19 protein-coding genes are annotated in these 17,338 nt (G+C 71.7%); 14 read left to right on the top strand and 5 right to left on the bottom strand.

The window, feature by feature from the left end:
- The first annotated feature begins 112 nt into the window (after positions 1-112).
- The 5 genes from ACQPZZ_RS18055 to ACQPZZ_RS18075 all read left to right on the top strand — a co-directional run bounded on the left by ACQPZZ_RS18055 (position 113) and on the right by ACQPZZ_RS18075 (position 2,911).
- A complete protein-coding gene (locus ACQPZZ_RS18055; protein ID WP_432933498.1) occupies positions 113-445 on the top strand; it encodes a hypothetical protein in 333 nt (110 codons plus the stop codon).
- A complete protein-coding gene (locus ACQPZZ_RS18060) occupies positions 442-1,170 on the top strand; it encodes a hypothetical protein (RefSeq protein ID WP_432933500.1) in 729 nt (242 codons plus the stop codon). The genes ACQPZZ_RS18055 and ACQPZZ_RS18060 overlap by 4 nt, the downstream gene beginning before the upstream one ends.
- Positions 1,171-1,255: 85 nt before the next feature.
- The gene (locus ACQPZZ_RS18065) at positions 1,256-1,750 is read left to right on the top strand and encodes a hypothetical protein (RefSeq protein WP_432933502.1); all 495 of its coding nucleotides are present in this window, start codon (positions 1,256-1,258) and stop codon (positions 1,748-1,750) included.
- A 15-nt stretch (positions 1,751-1,765) separates the two neighbouring features.
- Positions 1,766-2,734, top strand: coding sequence for a hypothetical protein (locus ACQPZZ_RS18070; RefSeq protein ID WP_432933504.1), 969 nt, complete (start codon positions 1,766-1,768; stop codon positions 2,732-2,734).
- Between the two features lie 48 nt (positions 2,735-2,782).
- The gene (locus ACQPZZ_RS18075) at positions 2,783-2,911 is read left to right on the top strand and encodes a hypothetical protein (RefSeq protein WP_432933506.1); all 129 of its coding nucleotides are present in this window, start codon (positions 2,783-2,785) and stop codon (positions 2,909-2,911) included.
- Between the two features lie 156 nt (positions 2,912-3,067).
- Here the strand turns inward: ACQPZZ_RS18075 and ACQPZZ_RS18080 are convergent, their stop codons facing one another.
- On the bottom strand, positions 3,068-3,628 hold the full coding sequence (locus ACQPZZ_RS18080; RefSeq protein WP_432933508.1) for a hypothetical protein: 561 nt from the start codon (positions 3,626-3,628) through the stop codon (positions 3,068-3,070).
- A 226-nt stretch (positions 3,629-3,854) separates the two neighbouring features.
- On the opposite strand from ACQPZZ_RS18080, the gene ACQPZZ_RS18085 reads away from it, so the two are divergent.
- A complete protein-coding gene (locus tag ACQPZZ_RS18085; protein ID WP_432933510.1) occupies positions 3,855-4,463 on the top strand; it encodes a TetR/AcrR family transcriptional regulator in 609 nt (202 codons plus the stop codon).
- 90 nt (positions 4,464-4,553) lie between these two features.
- Here the strand turns inward: ACQPZZ_RS18085 and ACQPZZ_RS18090 are convergent, their stop codons facing one another.
- The 3 genes from ACQPZZ_RS18090 to ACQPZZ_RS18100 form a co-directional block, all read right to left on the bottom strand.
- The gene (locus ACQPZZ_RS18090; protein ID WP_432933512.1) at positions 4,554-5,876 is read right to left on the bottom strand and encodes a glycoside hydrolase family 6 protein; all 1,323 of its coding nucleotides are present in this window, start codon (positions 5,874-5,876) and stop codon (positions 4,554-4,556) included.
- Between the two features lie 247 nt (positions 5,877-6,123).
- On the bottom strand, positions 6,124-7,386 hold the full coding sequence (locus tag ACQPZZ_RS18095) for an MFS transporter (protein ID WP_432933514.1): 1,263 nt from the start codon (positions 7,384-7,386) through the stop codon (positions 6,124-6,126).
- Between the two features lie 47 nt (positions 7,387-7,433).
- A complete protein-coding gene (locus ACQPZZ_RS18100) occupies positions 7,434-8,099 on the bottom strand; it encodes a GntR family transcriptional regulator (protein ID WP_432933516.1) in 666 nt (221 codons plus the stop codon).
- A gap of 175 nt (positions 8,100-8,274) precedes the next feature.
- On the opposite strand from ACQPZZ_RS18100, the gene ACQPZZ_RS18105 reads away from it, so the two are divergent.
- Both ACQPZZ_RS18105 and ACQPZZ_RS18110 read left to right on the top strand, forming a co-directional pair.
- Complete coding sequence (locus ACQPZZ_RS18105; protein ID WP_432933518.1) at positions 8,275-9,126, top strand: siderophore-interacting protein; 852 nt, start codon at positions 8,275-8,277, stop codon at positions 9,124-9,126.
- Positions 9,127-9,238: 112 nt separating this feature from the next.
- Positions 9,239-9,553 carry a hypothetical protein gene (locus tag ACQPZZ_RS18110; protein ID WP_432933520.1) on the top strand — a complete coding sequence of 105 codons (315 nt, stop codon included), beginning with the start codon at positions 9,239-9,241 and terminating at the stop codon, positions 9,551-9,553.
- 78 nt (positions 9,554-9,631) lie between these two features.
- On the opposite strand, the gene ACQPZZ_RS18115 is transcribed toward ACQPZZ_RS18110, so the two are convergent.
- Complete coding sequence (locus ACQPZZ_RS18115; RefSeq protein ID WP_363637306.1) at positions 9,632-9,883, bottom strand: LuxR C-terminal-related transcriptional regulator; 252 nt, start codon at positions 9,881-9,883, stop codon at positions 9,632-9,634.
- Positions 9,884-10,168: 285 nt separating this feature from the next.
- Here ACQPZZ_RS18115 and ACQPZZ_RS18120 point away from each other — a divergent pair, with 285 nt between their 5' ends.
- From ACQPZZ_RS18120 to ACQPZZ_RS18145, 6 genes are all read left to right on the top strand, one after another.
- Complete coding sequence (locus ACQPZZ_RS18120; protein ID WP_432933523.1) at positions 10,169-11,110, top strand: ABC transporter ATP-binding protein; 942 nt, start codon at positions 10,169-10,171, stop codon at positions 11,108-11,110.
- A gap of 2 nt (positions 11,111-11,112) precedes the next feature.
- Entirely contained in the window at positions 11,113-11,925 is an 813-nt protein-coding gene (locus ACQPZZ_RS18125) for an ABC transporter permease (RefSeq protein WP_363637310.1), read from the top strand.
- Positions 11,926-12,057: 132 nt separating this feature from the next.
- Positions 12,058-13,221 (top strand): YcaO-like family protein, encoded by a 1,164-nt coding sequence (locus ACQPZZ_RS18130; protein ID WP_432933525.1) that lies wholly within the window; start codon positions 12,058-12,060, stop codon positions 13,219-13,221.
- A 52-nt stretch (positions 13,222-13,273) separates the two neighbouring features.
- Entirely contained in the window at positions 13,274-14,602 is a 1,329-nt protein-coding gene (locus tag ACQPZZ_RS18135) for a TfuA-like protein (protein WP_432933527.1), read from the top strand.
- A gap of 10 nt (positions 14,603-14,612) precedes the next feature.
- Positions 14,613-15,878, top strand: coding sequence for a cytochrome P450 family protein (locus tag ACQPZZ_RS18140; protein WP_432933529.1), 1,266 nt, complete (start codon positions 14,613-14,615; stop codon positions 15,876-15,878).
- 46 nt (positions 15,879-15,924) lie between these two features.
- On the top strand, positions 15,925-16,920 hold the full coding sequence (locus ACQPZZ_RS18145; RefSeq protein ID WP_432933531.1) for a methyltransferase: 996 nt from the start codon (positions 15,925-15,927) through the stop codon (positions 16,918-16,920).
- The last annotated feature ends 418 nt before the right edge of the window (positions 16,921-17,338 follow it).

Genomic DNA, 17,338 nt, shown 5'->3' on the forward strand with positions numbered 1-17,338 from the left:
AACGGCGACTGACGGTAACGAATCCACGGGACGCCGCGATGCATTCGGCGAATGGTGCGATCCTCACCCAGCCGCAAGGACAGGGGTCGGCACCCTGTCTTGGTCCGCTGCGATGGCGTATGGCGCCGTCGGCGGGTTGATCGTGGAAGCCATTGCCGCCTGGAACCATCTGAGCGCCTGGCGGGACGCGCGTCTTCTGGCACGATCGAAGCGGAAACGGCGACCCGCCTTACGGGATTTCATCGACCTGCCGGCCGATACGGCGGTCGCCTGCACCCGCGCGGCGCTCGGATGCGCGGCAGGCGCGCTGCCGCACGGGCAGATCAGCGGCTCCTACGCGGCGGTCGCCGTGGGTGCCGCCGCACCGGCTCTGCTCGCGAGCATCGGCAGGGCGGCCCGGAGCACCGGCGACGACAACCCGCCGAACGCCGAGGAGCTCGAATGAGCACGTCCTTTCTACGCCGTTACTGGAGGTCGCTGACGGACCTCGGCGGGCCTCGCCTCGCACCGCCTGCCCCGCGCGCATGGCGCGGGCACACGTTCCCGCACCGCTACTGGGCCGGACTCCTGGGGATCGACCTGCGAGACCGGACAGGCGCCCGTGTCGACCTCAGCGGCGGCGTCACCACTCCGGAGGAGACTTCGCGCCCGTTCCACGGTGCCCCTGCCACCGGATCACCGGACGCGCGCTGGTTCGTGCTCCCGCGCCTGCCCGAACCGGCCGGGCTGCTGGCCGCCGGCGACGACGCCGTCGTCGCCGAGGCCGTCTCGCCGGACGGCCGGGCTGAGTTTCACGTACGTCGCCGCGACGCGGCCGAAGCGGACTACGCGCTCGATGTGACCCTGCGGGACTTCGACGAGTTGCCGGCCGTGATCACTGTCCGCTACGAACGTGCCGGAGGTAGCGAGCAGGAACTACTGCTTCCCATGACGAGGCAGGACATCGTGCCCACCACGGGCCAGATCGAGCTTCCCGGGTTCACCGGGGACGGTGCCTGGTGGGCATCCGCTCCAGTGGTCTTGGTCAGCGTCATGGGCGGCTGGGACGCCGCGTCGGTGGCCGCGTCGGTGGCCGCGGCGGTGAACGAGGCGACCCGCGATTCCTGGCGCCGGGTGCGGGACCTCCTTCCCGAGGACCTGGGGCGGGTGGTCGACGAGGCCATGCCGTGACGTCCCCCTCGCGGATCCCGGCGCCGTCAGGTCGCCCGGCGGGCGCTCCACGGCCGACGGCGGGCGTCTGCGATGCAGAACCGCCGTGCAGGAGCAGTTCGACGCCCTGGAGACGCGGCGGGGGGCGAGTAGCGGACGGCTCCTCGACCGTCTTGTGGGCCGCGAGGGTCTGTGGTGGAGGTGCTGCCAGGAGGCGGTGCGCGAAGATCCCGGCTGGCTCTTCCAGGAACAGGCCGAGCGCTGGCGCACCTGGATCAACATGAACGCGCCGGACGGCGGACCGACCGGCCGCGATCCCGCCGATCCCGCCTATTTGGTGGCCCGGGTCCTCAGTTGTCCGTACGGCCCCTGCCCCGAGCACCTCGGCGCGCTGCACCGGACGGCTGAGGCATGGGACGACAGCGGGCTGCTGCCCTCTCTCCCGCCGTTCGGTGACTTCGCACCGCCGGCCGAAGCGGTGCCCGATGCTCCCGAAGGCGTCCGGAGCCGGCTCACGTCCGTGCTGGACGAGGCGAACGGGCCCGCGCAGATCATGGTCGGCCTCACCGCCCTGCTGCTCGCGGGAGCCGAGCGGCGATGACACCCCGTCGTACGGGTGGCCGTTGTCTTCGACCGTGCCACCCGCCACGGCAGTGATCAGGAGGAAGGCGTCGCGGGCGTGCTGGAGCTCCGCGAATCTCCGGCCGGGCCGGTCGGGCTGTTTCCGGATCCGCAGGCCATGGCAGGAGCGTGCGGCAACGGCCCGGCCTTCGCGGCGTCGCTGGCCAACGCCTGGCACGCCTCGCCTTGGCGGGACAGGGGCAGATGTGTGCTCTGGCGCGTCGCCGTCCACGATCATGCGACGCGGGCGCTCCGCATCAGCGGCGGCTCACTTGGCGCGGCCTTCGCCCTGGGCCTGCGGGAGTTGTTCCGGCATCCCCGTGCCCGCCGCCCCGGCGCGGCGGCGCTGCGCGGTCTGGTGTACGGCCTGCGCTCCAGAACCGCCGTGACCGGCCGTGTCGAAGAGACCGGCACGTTGCGGCACGTCAGCGGGCTGAGCGCCAAACTGCGGGTGGCACAGAGCAAACACTGGCGGCTCGTCGTCCCCGAGGAGAACCGGGGCGACGTCCCCGGTCGTCCGGCCGCGGTCAGGTTCGCCGTGAACCTGAGGCAGGCCGACCGGTACGCGCGGCAGTGGCGCGTCGGCCGTCTGGCCACGGCAGCCATGGTGCTCGCCGTGGCCGGGGCCACCGGCGTGGTCGTCGCGAAGGTCGACGCCGCCGCCGCTGAGCGCAGGCACACGGCCACGCGCCTCAGTGAGGTCTCGCGCACTCTGCTGGACCGTGACGTCGGGCTGGCGCAGTTGTTCGCGGCCGAGGCGTATCACTACGACGCGACCCGCAGACCCGAGCCGCCCTGTTCCACGCGGTGTCGGCCAGCCCCCACTTCGTACGCGGTCTGCAGGCAGGCGGGACGGATACAAGCCGACGGGTGTGGCCGTCTCGCCGTCGGGGCGGTTCGTGGCCGTCTTCGCCGGCAACGCGGACGACCTCCGTTTCCCCTCAGCTCGTGCTGCTCGACCTGACCGGCGGGCGGCCGGGCGATCATGGTGAAGGACGCGTACAGGCCTCTGTTGTCCTTCGTCGACGAGAAGCAGCTGCTGCGGATCGCCTGCGACTCGGCCGGGCGTGACATCACCACGGAGCAGTGGCGGCAGTACATGGGCACCGCACCGCCCGCGGTTCCGGCCTGCACGTGGTGAGGTCATGTCGGCCGGCGCGCACCCGCGGCATCCCCTGCACTGAGCCGCACCCCCCGTACGCGATCTGCAGAGAAAACCATGACCTTCAGCCTGACGTCACTGATCGTGGATGCCGCGCACCTGGGGGAGCGCGAGCTCGTTCCGACACCGGTTACGTCAGTTTCCCTTCACGGCGCGGCCAAGACGGAAGGCCGAGATGAGGAAGAAGACGCCGCCGGGGATGGCGTACCCCGCCGCGTTGATCAGCGTCGGGCTGTCCGCGGAGGCGCCGACGACGAACGACGCGCCGGCGAGTACGGAGATGCCGCCGCTGATGATCATCGGCCACTGGCCGCCCATCGTGCGGCGAGTGACACCGACGATCAGCTGGACCAGTCCGGCCACGACCGCCCAGGCACCCCACACCCGCAGCACCGCCGGGATACCGGACGCGCAGGCGACGGCCACGCCGACGGCGGTGATCAGACTGACCGCGATGTTCACGTACAGCAGGGCGGGTGATCCGGTGGTGCGCGACGCGCGGGCGTCGGCGATGGCGGCGGCCACGTCGAACAGCGGGTAGAGCACGAGCAGAGTGACCGCGAGCGCACCCAGGTTCGAGGCGGTCGTGAACATCACGAGGGCCCAGACGATGGCGAACGCGAACCGGACGAAGTACAGCCGCCGCAGTGCGGACGCGGTCGCGGAAATACCGGGCGAAGCAGTGATAGTGCTCATGGTGATCCTTTCGGTGGATGAGCGATGCGGAAAGCGGTTCGGCGCAGCTCGCGGTCGGTCCTCTCGATGCGACGCCCCTGGTCACGCCGGCCACTGATGCGTACGTCAGCACGACGAGCCGCTGCCGGACCGCCCTAGCTAGACCGATCGTTCTGTCTTGGGCACAGCATGGCAACCTGTCGCGCAGACTGTCAAGACCGAACGTTCTATCCGCTAAGGTGGTGGTATGCCCAGCCAATCCGAAGGCCGGCCGTCCGAAGCGCGGTCCCGGCTGCTCACCACGGCCACCCGCCTCTTCTACGCCGAGGGCATCCATGCCGTCGGCATCGATCGCATCGTCGCCGAAGCGCAGGTGACGCGGGCCACTCTCTACCGGCACTTCCCGGGCAAGGAAGACCTCGTCCTCGCCTATCTGGACGAGGTCGACCGAGCAGTGCGGGGTCAGGCGGACGAGGCCGTCGCCGCCGGACTACCGGCCGCCGGCACCATCCGGGCCCTCAGCGAGTCCATCGCCCAGGGCATCCGGTCCCCCGGCTTCCGGGGATGCGCCTTCCTCAACGCCGCCGCCGAGTATCCCGACCCGGAGTCGCCGGTGCACAAGGCCGTGCTCGCCCACCGCCACTGGTTCCTGGAAACCGTCACGGAACTGCTCGCGAAGATCCAGGAGACCGGCGCCGAGGCCGCTGCCCGCCACTTCGTGATGATGCGCGACGGCGCCATGGCCGCCGGTTGCCTGTTCGACCCGGTGCTGGTCTGCGAGACCTTCCTTCGCGGGGTCGAGAGGCTCCTGCAGGTCTATGCCGCCACCGACTACGACGGACCGGAGGGCGCCTGAAGCCGCAGGCCTCCGCTCAGGAGCGGCCGAGCCCTGCCCGCGGCCGCCGGCCGGACGGCGCGGCGGCGGTCTTTCCCTCAGGCCGGTGTCTCACAGCGGCGGGTAGGCGTTGGTGAGAAGTTCCTGGAACTGCGCCTCGAACCACTGCCCCGCCGCCGGGGCGTCCGGGAGCGCCCCGCCGGGCACGTTTCCGTTGTTCACCTGGAGGTATGCGGGGTCGCACATCGGGTCGTGCCGGGTGCCGTCCGGAGCCGTGACGTTCATGCTGGAGCCGTCGGAGACACCCGGCGGCTTGATCCAGGCGTACGCGTCGATGCCGGAGGCGGGGATGGCACGGGGTCGCTCGCCGAGCCCGGCGCCGGCCTGGTTGCACCAGTTGCCGACGCTGTGGCGGCGGTCCGTGCGGGATTCGTCCACGAACCGGTTCACGTCGACGGAGGTGCTGGTGTGGACCGGGCGGCGCCGGCCGCCCCAGCCGTTGCGCGAGGTGTCGATCACCATGCCGATGTCGGAAGCGAAGCCGGCCGCGATGAGCCGCTGCCGGAACGCCTGGGCGAACGAGAGCTCGTCCACGTAATCGTTCCCGGCGACCCACCGTGAGGTCTTCACCGGCAGGCCCATGTGGGTGTTGTAGTACGGCTCGACCAGGGCGCCGTAGCCGGCGACGTTCACCGTGAAGCCGTGCACGGGTGAAGGCGCTCCTCCGGTCGCGCCCACGATGCTCGCGAGCAGGCCCGCGGCCCGGCCGAAGTTGTCCGGATGGCCGACGACGCCGTGATGGGAGGCGTCGAGGTAGACGTACACGTTGGGGATGGCGTGCAGCCGGTTCACCGCGTACCGCAGCGCCTCGGGGTAGGCGCCGCTCGCCTGTACGGCGGCGCAGCGGCTGGTGGTGGCGGGCGCGAGCAGACCGGGCAGGAAGTCGGGCTCGACGATCGCCACGATGCGCAGCCGCTGGTAGGCCGGGTCGGCCAGGATCCCGGCGATCGGGTCGACGTACTCGTTCCGGTAACGGTTCAGGCCGTCGGACGCCAGGCTGAAGTCCCCGTTGGACACCAGGTGGGTGCAGTTGCGGTCCGGCAGGTCGTTCAGCACGATCTGGATCGTGAGCGGCCCCGAGCCGCCGGCCTGCAGGACGGCCTGGTTCAGATGCGCGCGTAGCCCGGGGAAGGAGGCGGTTCCCTCGATGGAGGAGACCCGGTCGAGCCAGACACCGGTCGAACTGGTCGCCACCGGCGCCCCGCCGGGCTGGGCCCTGGCCCACGCGTACCACCAGGGATCGACGTAGCCGCGGGCGGCCGCGTAGGGATTGTCGACGCGGACGTCCGCCGTCGCCGGGACCGACGTGAGGACCGGCAGGAGGATCGCCGCCGCGATCGTCGCCATGAGACGCGTTCCCAGACGCACCGCCACGCCGTGCCTCCTCGTCCGGTGACGTGTGAGTGACTTCGTCACCACGCACGATCCACTCGCCGGGCGGGCGCGTACAGCGTTCGATCGGACCGTCCGCCGCGCGCGGGTGAGCGCCCGGGAGCGGTCACCCGTTCTGATCTCGGCGAACGTCCGCGCCGCCCGATGCCGCCGCGTCCCGCCTCATGAAAGCTTCACGCGTGGCGGCGTGCCGTCCTCAGGATGGCCTCGGTCCTCATGGCCTCGGTCCTCATGGCATCGGGGCGGCCGGCTTCGTGACGCGGGCGCCGGTCATGACGAGGCCCAGGCAGACCAGGGCCACGGCGGCCACCGCCGTCAGCATGACCGGATAGGAGAGCCACGCCGACAGGGTCGCCAGCCCGGTGGGGAGCAGGAAGCCCGCGTAGGCGAGCGTGTAGTAGACACCGGTCAGGCCGGCCAGGTCGTCCGGGCCGGCCATGCGCTGGATCTCCAGCAGCCCGGACACCACGGCGATGCCGTAGCCGGCCCCCAGGGCGGCCGCCGCGACGGCCGCGAGCCACGGCGACAGCAGCACCGCGTTCGCCGCGCACAGCGCCGCGCCGAGGAGCATCACCGCCATCGCCGCCACCGGAGCCCGTCCCGCGCGCGATCCGGCCTCGCCCTGCAATTTCCTGGCCACGGGCTGCACGGCCGCCCCCGTGCCCAGGGTCAGCACGGTCAGTCCGGTCGCGTACGCGAGTCCCCAGTCACCGACGCGGAAGCCGACCAGCTGGGGCATGACCGCGTACGCGAGTCCGGCCGCGCCGAACACCCACGGCGCCATCGGCAGGACCACGAGCCGGAACCGCTTGCGTGCCGGTGCGGGGACACGCAGATCGTTCACCAGCGTCGCGAGGAGCCGCCGGACCGAACCCGTCCCGTGCGAGAGCGGCGGCCGTGTCTCGGGCACCCGCAGAAGCAGCACGGGTATCGCCACGGTGAGCAGAAGGTGGACGGCGTACGGGCTCACCATGGGCCACGGCCCCCACTGGGCCAGCACCCCCGCGACACCGGCGCCGAGCCCGAATCCGGCCGTCTGGCACAGTGCGGCGCGGCGTGCGGCGAGCCCACCGTCCGCCCCGGCCGACAGCTCCTTCACCCAGCTGCTGCCCACCGACATGGCGATGCCGACCGCGAGGCCGGTGATCAGCCTGCCCGCGTAGATGGGCCAGGCGCTCTGCCCGCCGAAGCAGAGCACCAGGCTCGCCACGGCGGAGGCGACGGCGCCGGCCGCGAGCACGGGACGTCGCCCGCGCCGGTCGGAGACGGGCCCGGCGAGCAGGAGCCCCGGCACGAGCCCGATGACGTACGCGCCGAGGAAGGCGTCGACGCTGAGCGTGGAGTAGCCGCCCAGCCGGCGGTACATCAGCAGCAGCGGGGTGAACTGGTTGCCGCCCCAGCCACAGGCGAACATCGCGACGGCGACGGCCCGCCAGGAGTCTGACGTGGGCGCGGAGGCAGGCGGCGATACGGCCTGCTGGGTTTCGTGCATGGGGAGGGTCGGACCTTCACAGGGATCGTGCGTGAGGAGGACGCGTCTCAGCGGTCGTCGCGGCCCGCCGTGTACGGCGAGCCGTGTGTCGCGGTGAGATGACCGAGCAGGGCCGAGGCGAAGGCGGCGGCGTCGCCGCCGAGGAGGTGCTCGAGGAGGGCCTCGTGCTCGTCGGCCAGCAGGGACAGCCGCTGCGGCCGCGGGCGCAGCGCGGAGATGCTCATCCGCCGCTGCCTGTCGCCGAGCGTGGCGTAGAACCGGCTGGCCAGCCGGTTTCCGGACGCTTCGACGATGCAGCGGTGGAACGACTCGTCCGCCTCGGCGAATCGGCCGATGTCCGCGGCCTCGGCCAGGGCCCGCTGACGCCGCAGCAGCTCTCGCATCTTCGTGTGGTGTTCATCCGGCAGGCCGTCTCGCGCGATGCGCTCCGCGGCGGACCGTTCGAGCGCCAGCCGCAGCTCCAGCACGTCCGCCGCCTCTCCAGGCGGCACCGGCACCACCACCGCGCCGCGCTTGGGGTGAAGCGCCAGCAGCTCCTCCGACTCCAGCCGCAGGAAGGCCTCCCGGACAGGCGTCCTGCTCACGCGTACCCGCTCGGCGATCTCACCCTCGCTGATGAGGCTGCCGCCGGGCAGTTCGCCGGAGAGGATCAGCTCCTTGGTCACGGCGTACGCGGTGTGGGCGGCGGACGGGCGTTTCGCGGGATCGGCCATGTGAGGAGCCTAGCAGTATGGATACAAGCTTGTATCTATGAGGGTGTGCGCCGGGCGGACGCGCCGCGGACGGTCCCCGTTCCCGGCGTCCGGCCCCGCACCGGCCAGGGCGGCGCGGTGACGGCGTCCTCCGGAGAAGTTAGGCTTACCTAAGAATCTGACGAAGGGATTTCCGATGGCGACGACCGAACCGGTGCGGCGCACGCCCCCCGTGACCACGGGCGTGGTGGTGCGTACCGAGCGGCTGACCCCGCACATGATCCGCGTGGTGCTCGGCGGTGAGGGGCTCGCCGGGTTCGGTGCGGGCGAGTTCACCGACCACTACGTGAAGCTGCTGTTCCCGCTGCCGGGAGTGGCCTACCCGGAGCCGTTCGACATGGCCGTGATCCGTGCCGAGCTGCCGCGCGACCAGTGGCCGAAGACGCGGACCTACACCGTGCGGGCCTGGGACCCCGGTGCGCGGGAGCTGACCGTCGACTTCGTCTACCACGGCGACGAGGGACTGGCCGGCCCCTGGGCGCTGCGGGCCCGGCCGGGTGACGTGATCCGTTTCCTGGGCCCCGGCGGGGCGTACGCGCCGAGCGCGGAGGCGGACTGGCACCTGCTGGCAGGGGACGAGAGCGCGCTTCCGGCGATCGGCGCCGCCCTGGAGCGGCTCCCGGCCGAGGCCCCCGCCCGGGTGTTCCTGGAGGTGGAGGACCCGGAGGAGGAGCAGAAGCTGCCGACGGAGGGCGACGCGGAGATCGTGTGGCTGCACCGCCGAGGCGGGCAGGTGGGCGAGGCGCTGGTGCGGGCGGTGCGGGAGCTGGAGTTCCCCGCGGGCGTCGTGCACGCATTCGTCCACGGTGAGGCGAACTTCGTCAAGGAGTTGCGGCGATACCTGCGCGTGGAACGCGGCCTTCCCCTGGAGCAGCTGTCGATCTCCGGCTACTGGCGGCGGGGCCGTGACGAGGACGGCTGGCAGTCCTCCAAGAGGGAGTGGAACCGCGGCATCGAGGAGGAGGAGTCCGCCGCCCTCGGCGGCTGACCCGGGGCGTCCGCGCCGGCCCGCCGGGTGCGGGCCGTTTTAGATCCCCGTTATGCGCTCGCGGCTATGGTGACGCCCGACGATGTCTCGGTGAGCGTTCTCGGGAGTGCTCATGTCACAGCGGAAGGTGAAGCGCATGCGCGCCGCCATGCGGCGCGAGGAGGCCAGACGGCGCGAGGAGCGCAGGCGGCTGGTGCGCAGGATCACGTACGCCGCCGCCGCCGTCGTGGCGGTGGTGGCCGTGGCGACCGGGGTGCTGGTGTTCACCTCTGTCGGCGCGACGAACACGGCCACGCCCGCGGCGAACACCTCGCCGCCGGTGTCGACGGCGGGACCCGTCAAACCCTCGGCCACGCCGTCTGCGCCCGCGTCGCCCGCGTCGACGTCCGCCGGCGCGTCACCCGAGGCGACGGCGTCCAGCCGCTGACGGGGCCCGGAGGGCCGGGTCAGGCACGGTGGCCGGGCGGCGGTTCACCCCGGCAGGACGGGGTCCGCCGCGCCCGGCCTATCCGACGACCCCGGAAACGCTGGGCGGCCAGATGCCGACGTTCAGGAGCCGGTGCGCGTAGAAGTAGGCCACGAGCTGACTGCGGTTGCTGCAGGCGAACTGGACGAGCAGCTTGCTGATCCGCTCCGCCACGGTGTATCGGCTCAGGTGCATCTCACGGGCGATCCTCGTCGTCGTGTAGCCCCTGGCCAGCATGACGATCAGCCATCTGTCGCGATCATTTATCAGGCCGTCGGAAACAGGGTCCATGTGCAGTCCCGGGTCGGATCGCCGTTCGATGAAAGAGAGCCTGGTCGGGTCCCTTTGCGGCGACCCTAGAAAGGGGCGCTTAACGATCGGTATGGCCTGACCATGGCCCCGGTTACGGCCCTCCCGGCCGCGTCGGTAGCCCACGTTTGTGGGGTTGTGTTACCTGCTCGTCCCCGGCTCATACTCGACCTGCGACGCGTTACGGCGAGGCCGGGGACGAGCGGAGAGCCGCTCACATCGCTCAGGAGCACACCGACAGCGGGAGGGCGAAGTGAAGGGCAGGCTGTGTTGCGAGATGTCGTGACGGCCGTGGGGCTGACCAAACGCTATCGGGGCAGCGAGAAACCGGCCGTGGACGGCGTCTCCTTCGAGATCGCCCAGGGAGAGACCGTCGGACTCCTGGGCCCCAACGGCGCCGGCAAGACGACACTGATCAAGATGATCTGCGGAGTCACCACCCCCACCTCCGGTGAGATCCGGGTCTTCGACGCCGATCCGGTGCGCCAGCCCGTCCTCGCGAAGAGCGGCATTGGCGCGATGCACCAGACCGGCCCGTTCGACATGATGCTGCCGGCGCTCGACAATTTGCGGATCGCCGCCAGGTTCCGTGGGCTGCGGTGGCGCGACGTGCGGCCGTGGGCGTCGGAGGTGGCCGACTTCCTCGGCCTCACCGGTGCGATGCAGCGCCTGGTCTTCCAGATGTCGGGAGGTCAGCGGCAGCGGTTGCAGCTGGTGCGGGCGCTGCTCACCATCCCGCAGTTGCTCATCCTCGACGAGCCCTCCGCCGGCCTGGACGTCGCGGGACGGCGCCATATCGAGCGCTTCGTGACGTGGCTGCGCGAGGAGCACGGTGTGACCGTGCTGTGGACCAGCCACCACATCGACGAACTCGAGCGCAACAGCCAGCGCGTCCTGGTCGTCGACCGGGGCAAGGTGCTGCGCTTCGCCAAGCCACGCGAACTCGTGGAGGAGTTCGGCAGCACCCACCTGCTGGTGACCGTCGAGGACCCCGCCGCGGGCGCACTGGTGGCCGCCTGGGCGGAGTCCGCCGGGCTCAGGGCGAAGGCCGAGGACGACGAGGTGCGCATCGACGACGCGAACGTGCGAGACGTGCTGCCGGAGTTGTCCCGATACTGTCAGGACCACGGGATCGCGATCACCGGAGTGTCGACCGCCGTGGACTCGCTCGAGGAGGTCTTCCTCCGGATGACCGGGAACGAGGGGTGACGATGGCCGCCGGGCTGCACTTCCACACCGCGCCCCCCGCCCGCACCGCGAGGGCGGCGGACCTGTCCGCGGTGCTCTACCGGGAGTACGCGCTGCTCGCCCGCAACCGGGTCTACCTCATCCTCGGCCTGACGCCGATGCTGGTGTACCTGCTGCTCGTGAACACCTCGCTGAGCAACCTCGTCAGGGTCGTCGACTACAAGGGCGTCAGCGTCGGGTTCGCGGTCTTCCTGCTCCCCATGACGCTGGCGATGTCGGTCGTCAGCGCGGCGGGCACGTCCGCCATGGCCGTGTTCCAGGAGGAGATGAGCGGGGTGGCCACGCAGCTGTGGTCCTACCCCATGCGCAGGTCGCGCTTCCTGCTCGGCAAGATGATCGCCGGAGTGTCGCTCGTGCTGGGGCAGACCCTGCTGGGCCTCGCCGTCGCGGCGATCATGTTCGACCTCCCGTTCGGCGCGGAGAACTGGCTCGGGCTGCTGACGGCGCTCACGCTTTCGGCCCTGGCGCTCAACGGGCTGTACCTGGCGGCCGCGATCACGATCACGGACTACCAGGCCTTCATGGTGCTGTCGAACGTGTCGATGCCCGTTCTCGTCTTCAGCGCCCCCTCGATGTACACCACCGAGAGCATGCCCACCGTGCTGCAGTGGATCTCCGTGGTCAACCCGCTGACGTACGCCATCAACGGCATGCGGGACGCCGCGGTCTTCGGCTTCGGCGAGGCATGGGTGGACCTGCTCGTGCTCGCGGTCATGGCGGCCGTCGGCTACGCCGTGGGCGGCCGGGCCCTGCTCAAGCGCGCCGGCAACATCTGACCCCACCACCTGGGCCCGCACCACCTGGGCCCGCAACAACCGAGCCGGCCACGTCCGAGCCCGCACCATCCGACCCCGCCGGCTCGATCCCGGCACCACTTCGGCAGTCACTTCGTTCAGGGCAAGGGGACGATGCGGACAGACACCTCCTCCCACTCATGGATCCTCTCCCTCTCCGACCAGTCGAAGGTCCGGTTGCCGGGGACGGACCGGGCCAGGGACCCGGCCGCCTCGCTGGAGATGGCCGGCCGTGCGGCGCGCAGAGCCGGCGTCACCCGGGTCGCGGACATCACGATGCTCGACACGATCGGCATCCCGACGTTCCAGGCGATACGGCCCACCGCCCGGACCCTCGCCGTCTCCCAGGGGAAGGGCGCCACCCCCGACCTGGCGAAGCTGTCCGCCATGATGGAGGCCATAGAGCTCTGGCACGCGGAGCAGCCCATGCGGCCGGTCACCACGGCCTCTCCCCGCGAGGTGGCCGGGGAACTGGGCTACGACGTCCACGCTCTGCCGCTGTGCACGCCGGCCCTGCTGCACGACGGCCTGCCGGTGGACTGGGTCGCCGCCAGGTCGCTCGCCGACGGGTCGCGGAGCCTCGTCCCGAGGGACGTGGTGGAGTTCACCCTCGTCCGCAGGACGGGCTGGAACCCGCCGGCGTTCTTCTCCTCGACCAACGGCTTGGCCAGCGGGAACACGCGGGCGGAGGCCGTCCTGCACGCGTTGTACGAGGTGATCGAGCGGGACGCGGTGACGGCCTTCGTCACCGGCGGCGACCCGGGCGTCCAGGTCGACCCGCGCTCGCTCGGGTCGCCGGTCGTCGACGACCTGTGCGTGACGATGGAGCAGGCCGGGATCCGCCTGGAGGCGAGGTCCCTCACCTCCCCGACCGGGCTGCCGTGCTTCGTCGCCCGGATCACCTGCGACGACTATCCTCCGCCGTTCATGGGCTTCGGCTGCCACCTGAGCTCGGAGATCGCGCTCAGCCGCGCCCTCACCGAGGCCGCGCAGGCCAGGCTGGGCTACGTCTCGGGCGCGCGCGACGACCTGCGGCCCGACATCCAGGACGACCTGGGCGCCAAGCGCCGGCCGGAGCCGGTGGGGGAGGCCGGTGCGCCGATATCGCCCATGCACGCGCACGAGAGCCTGGTCGACGACCTGGAGGACGTGGTGAAGCGGGCCGCGGTCGCCTTCTGCCACGCACCCCTCGTCGTCGACCTGACGAGGGAGGACGTCGCAGTTCCCGTCGTCAGGGTGCTCGCGCCGGGGAGTCGCGTCTGCGCGGAGATCTTCTGATGAGCAGGGGTTTCCCGATGAGCGGGGCTTTCCGGAGAGTGAGGGTGTCCTGATGAGCTCGCACAACGTGGTCGTCTACGCCGGCCCGACGATCTCCCGTGACGAGGTCCTGAGCGTCGTGCCGCACGCGCGGGTGCGGCCGCCCGTGGCCCGGGGCGACCTCCTCGCCGAGACCTGGAGCCCCGACGACACCGCCGTCATCATCGACGGCTACTACCGTGAACGGCTGTCGGTGGGCCACAAGGAGATCCTCTGGCTGCTCGACGAGGGCGTCCACGTCATCGGGGCGGCCAGCATGGGCGCGTTGCGCGCGGCGGAGCTGAGCCCGTACGGAATGAGCGGCGCCGGGACCGTCTTCGACATGTACGCGCTCGGCGAGGTCGACGGCGACGACGAGGTCGCCGTGGTGCACGGACCAGCCGACCGCGGATACCCCGCCGGGACGGCGGCGCTGGTCAACATCCGGTACGGCTGTCGCGAGGGCGCGCGGACCGGCCAGATCCCGGCGGCGGCCGGGGAGCGGATCGTGCGGGCCGCGAAGGCGCTGCCCTTCATGCGGCGGACCTGGCGCGAGCTGGACGCGGCGGTGGACTCCGGCGACCGCCCCTGCCTCGCGACGCTGGAGCGGCTGATCGGCACGGGCGAGTGGGACGTCAAGCGGCTGGACGCGATGGCGGCGCTGCGGGCGGTCGGCGAGCGCCCCGGCGAGGGGCCTGGCCAGAGGTCCGCGGACTGGGCGGCCGGCACGGTGCTGACGGGGATCACCCACTACGAGGCGCTCAAATGGCGGTCGAGGCGTGAGTACGCGCCGGGCAGGTGGATGACCGACCTCGACGTCGTGAACGCCGGGCGGTTGTTCGGCGACGACTATCCCCGCCTGCACGAGGAGACGCTGACCGGCCTGCTGACGGATTTCGCCGCAGCGGAAGGCCTCGGCCTGGAGGCGTACGCCCGCGCGAGGCTCGGGGTCGCCGAGCCCGCCGCCCTGCCGCCCGTCCTCGCGTCGTGGCTCACGGAAACGGAGCTCGCCGTTCTGCCGGCCGCCGACCGGCTCCGGCTGGTCATGGTGCGGGTCTGGCCGAGCTGGCAGTCGGAAGACTGGAGGCCGGTGGTCCTGGAACGGGTCAGGGAGTCGGACGACTGGCGCGAGTGGTCCGAGATCGTCGCCCGAGCCGACGAGGCCGCGGAGCGGACCCGCGGCAGGCTCGCCGTCCCGCCGCCGGAGATCTGCGCGAAGATCTTCCTCCGCCACTGGCACCGCGAGGGGACCCCGGCGAAGGTGGAGCTGGCCCGGCGGGGCTTCACCGGCATGCAGGAGCTGGGACACACCGTCAGGAGGTTCTTCGCCCTCGACGTCGAGAACCGCCGGCGTGCCCCGTGAGGAGAGGGGCATGACAGCGACCACGCTCGAGCAGCCGTTCGACCCGGCGGCCGCGCGGCATCGTCCGAACCCCCACCCGTTGTTCCACCGCATGCGCGAGCACGCGCCGGTCTACCGGTACGTGAGCCCGGCGAGCGGCCGGGTGCTGTGGTACCTGACGCGGTACGCCGACGTGCAGCGCGCGCTGCTCGACCCGGACGTCGGGCGCCAGCTCGACCGGCTGCCCCCCGATCTCGCCGCGCCGCACCGCCGGGCGGAGAGCCGTGACCCGCTGGCCATGCTGCGGCGCAACGTGTTCCATCTCGATCCGCCCGACCACACCCGCATACGCCGGCTGATGGCGCCGGCCTTCGGCGCCCGTACGGTGGCCGCGCTGGAGCGGCACGTCCACCGGGTCGCCGGCGAGCTGGTGGACGGCATGGCGGCCGCCGGAGGCGAGGCCGACCTGATCGGGGACCTGGCGCTGCCGCTGCCGATCCTGGTCGTCGCCGAGCTGCTCGGCCTGCCCTTCGAGGACCGCGCCCGGCTGCGCGGGTGGAGCGACGAGATCGTGGGCAGCGGAGACCCGCTCCGGGTGCGCCGCGCCGGCGTGGAGTTCATGGCGTACGCCAACGAGAGGATCGACGAGCGGCGGGCGCATCCGGGGGAGGACCTGCTGTCCCGGCTCGCCGAGGCGGAGCGGACGGGCGCGATCGGCCGCGTCGAACTGATCTCCAGCGTGTTCCAGCTGCTGCTCGCCGGAGACGAGACGACGGTCAACCTGATCGGGAACGGCGTGCTGGAGCTGCTGCGGCACCCCCGCGAGCTGGAGCGGCTGCGCGCGCGCCCGGAGCTGATCGGTTCGATGGTCGAGGAGGCGCTGCGGTACAACGGCCCGGTCGGGCACTCCCGGCCGCTGTACGCCCTCGCCGACGTCGAGATCGGCGGCACCGTGATCCCCCGTGGGGACATCGTCGTGCCGGTGCTGCTGGCGGCCAACCGCGACCCGGCGGTCTTTCCCCGGCCGGACGTCTTCGACATCGGCCGCAGCCCGAACCGTCACCTGGGCTTCGGTCACGGCGCCCACTTCTGTCTCGGCGCGGCGCTGGCGCGGCTGCAGGCCACCGCCGCCGTCGGCGCGCTGGTGCGCCGCTTTCCCGGGATCGCCCTGGCGGTCGACCCCGCCGGCCTGGAGTGGACGCCCGACCTGTTCCTGCACGGCGTACGCCGCCTGCCGCTGCGGCTACGCGCTCACCAGACACCCGTCGGACGCCGAGAGGAACCGGCCAATGAGTGACCGACCGCCGAGCGACCGACCGCGAGGCCTCGCGGGATACGCGAATTTGTCCCGGAAGGCCTTCGGGTACGCGTCCTCGCAGATCCTCTACGCGGCCGTCCGGCTCGGAGTGCCGGACCTGCTGGCGGAGGGACCCGCACCGGTGACACGGCTCGCGGAGTCGACCGGATCCGACCGGCACGCGCTGTACCGGCTGCTCCGCGCGCTGGTGGTGCTGGGCGTGGCGGAGGAGGGCGAGCCCGGGTGGTTCGGGCTGACGGAGCAGGGGCAGCCGCTGCGCGCCGACCATCCGTGGTCGATGCGCTCCAGTCTCCTGCTGCTCGGCGACCCCGACACCTGGCGGGCATGGGGGGCGCTGACCCACAGCGTGCGGACCGGTGAGGCGGCGTGGGACCACGTGCACGGCAGTCCGCTGTTCGCCCATCTCGCCCGCCACCCGGAACTGTCGGCGGTGTTCAACAGGGCGATGCGCGAGGGCACCGAACGGATCGCGCCCGCGCTCCCCATGGCGTACGACTTCACCGGCGCCCAGACCGTGGTCGACGTCGGCGGCGGGAACGGCTCGCTGCTGGCCGCGGTGCTGGCCGCGACCCCGGGCCTCAAGGGAATCCTGTTCGACACCGCCGAGGGGGTGACGGGCGCCGCGGAGGAGCTCCGGCGGGCGGGGCTGGCCGACCGATGCTCCATCGAGACCGGCGACTTCTTCGAGGCCGTGCCCGAGGGCGACGTCATGCTGGTGAAGGGCGTCCTGCACGACTGGGACGACCGGCGCTGCGTCGCCCTTCTGCACAGTTGCCGCAGGTCGATCGCGGCGGACGGCCGCCTGCTCGTGCTCGAGCCGGTGATGCCGTCAGGCCTCGGCACGCCGGAGGCGGCAGGAGCCGTAATGAGCGACATCGCCATGCTCGTCTACACCGGCGGCAGGGAACGCGGGATGACCGAGTTCCGGGACCTGTTCGCCGCGGCCGGCTTCGGCCTGGCCGAGGTGACTGCCCCGCTGGGGGGCTCGGCGATCCGGGCTCTCGTCGCGATACCGGCCTGAGCTCCGCTGCCCGCGGAAGCTCCGGGGATTCGTCCTGCTGCGCGTGGCGGGCAGCATTTGTCAGACACTCCCAGCGGGCAGCCCCTTGATGCCCGCGCGACTCCGGCACGCCCGTGACATGGCAGCACACCTGCACCGGCAGCCCTTCTTCGGCTATCACCGCGATGGCATCGACCGCCTTTTGGGGATACCGCCTCTCGCAGCTGCTCACTGGCCCGCCACGTCACCGCCAGCTCGGTCTCCAGGTCGGCGATCCGACGCCGGGCGGCCACCTGCCGCACGGTGCGGCCGAACTGCAGCAGGTCCAGGACTTTGCGACGGCACTCGGGGGATAGCTCCTCGGCATGCTGACCTCTCGGGGTTCAGGCATGCAAGTCATCCAAAATGACTCCACGAAAGCCGGTGAACATCACCTGCA

Source organism: Microbispora sp. CA-135349, assembly GCF_050947365.1.
Lineage (GTDB): Bacteria > Actinomycetota > Actinomycetes > Streptosporangiales > Streptosporangiaceae > Microbispora.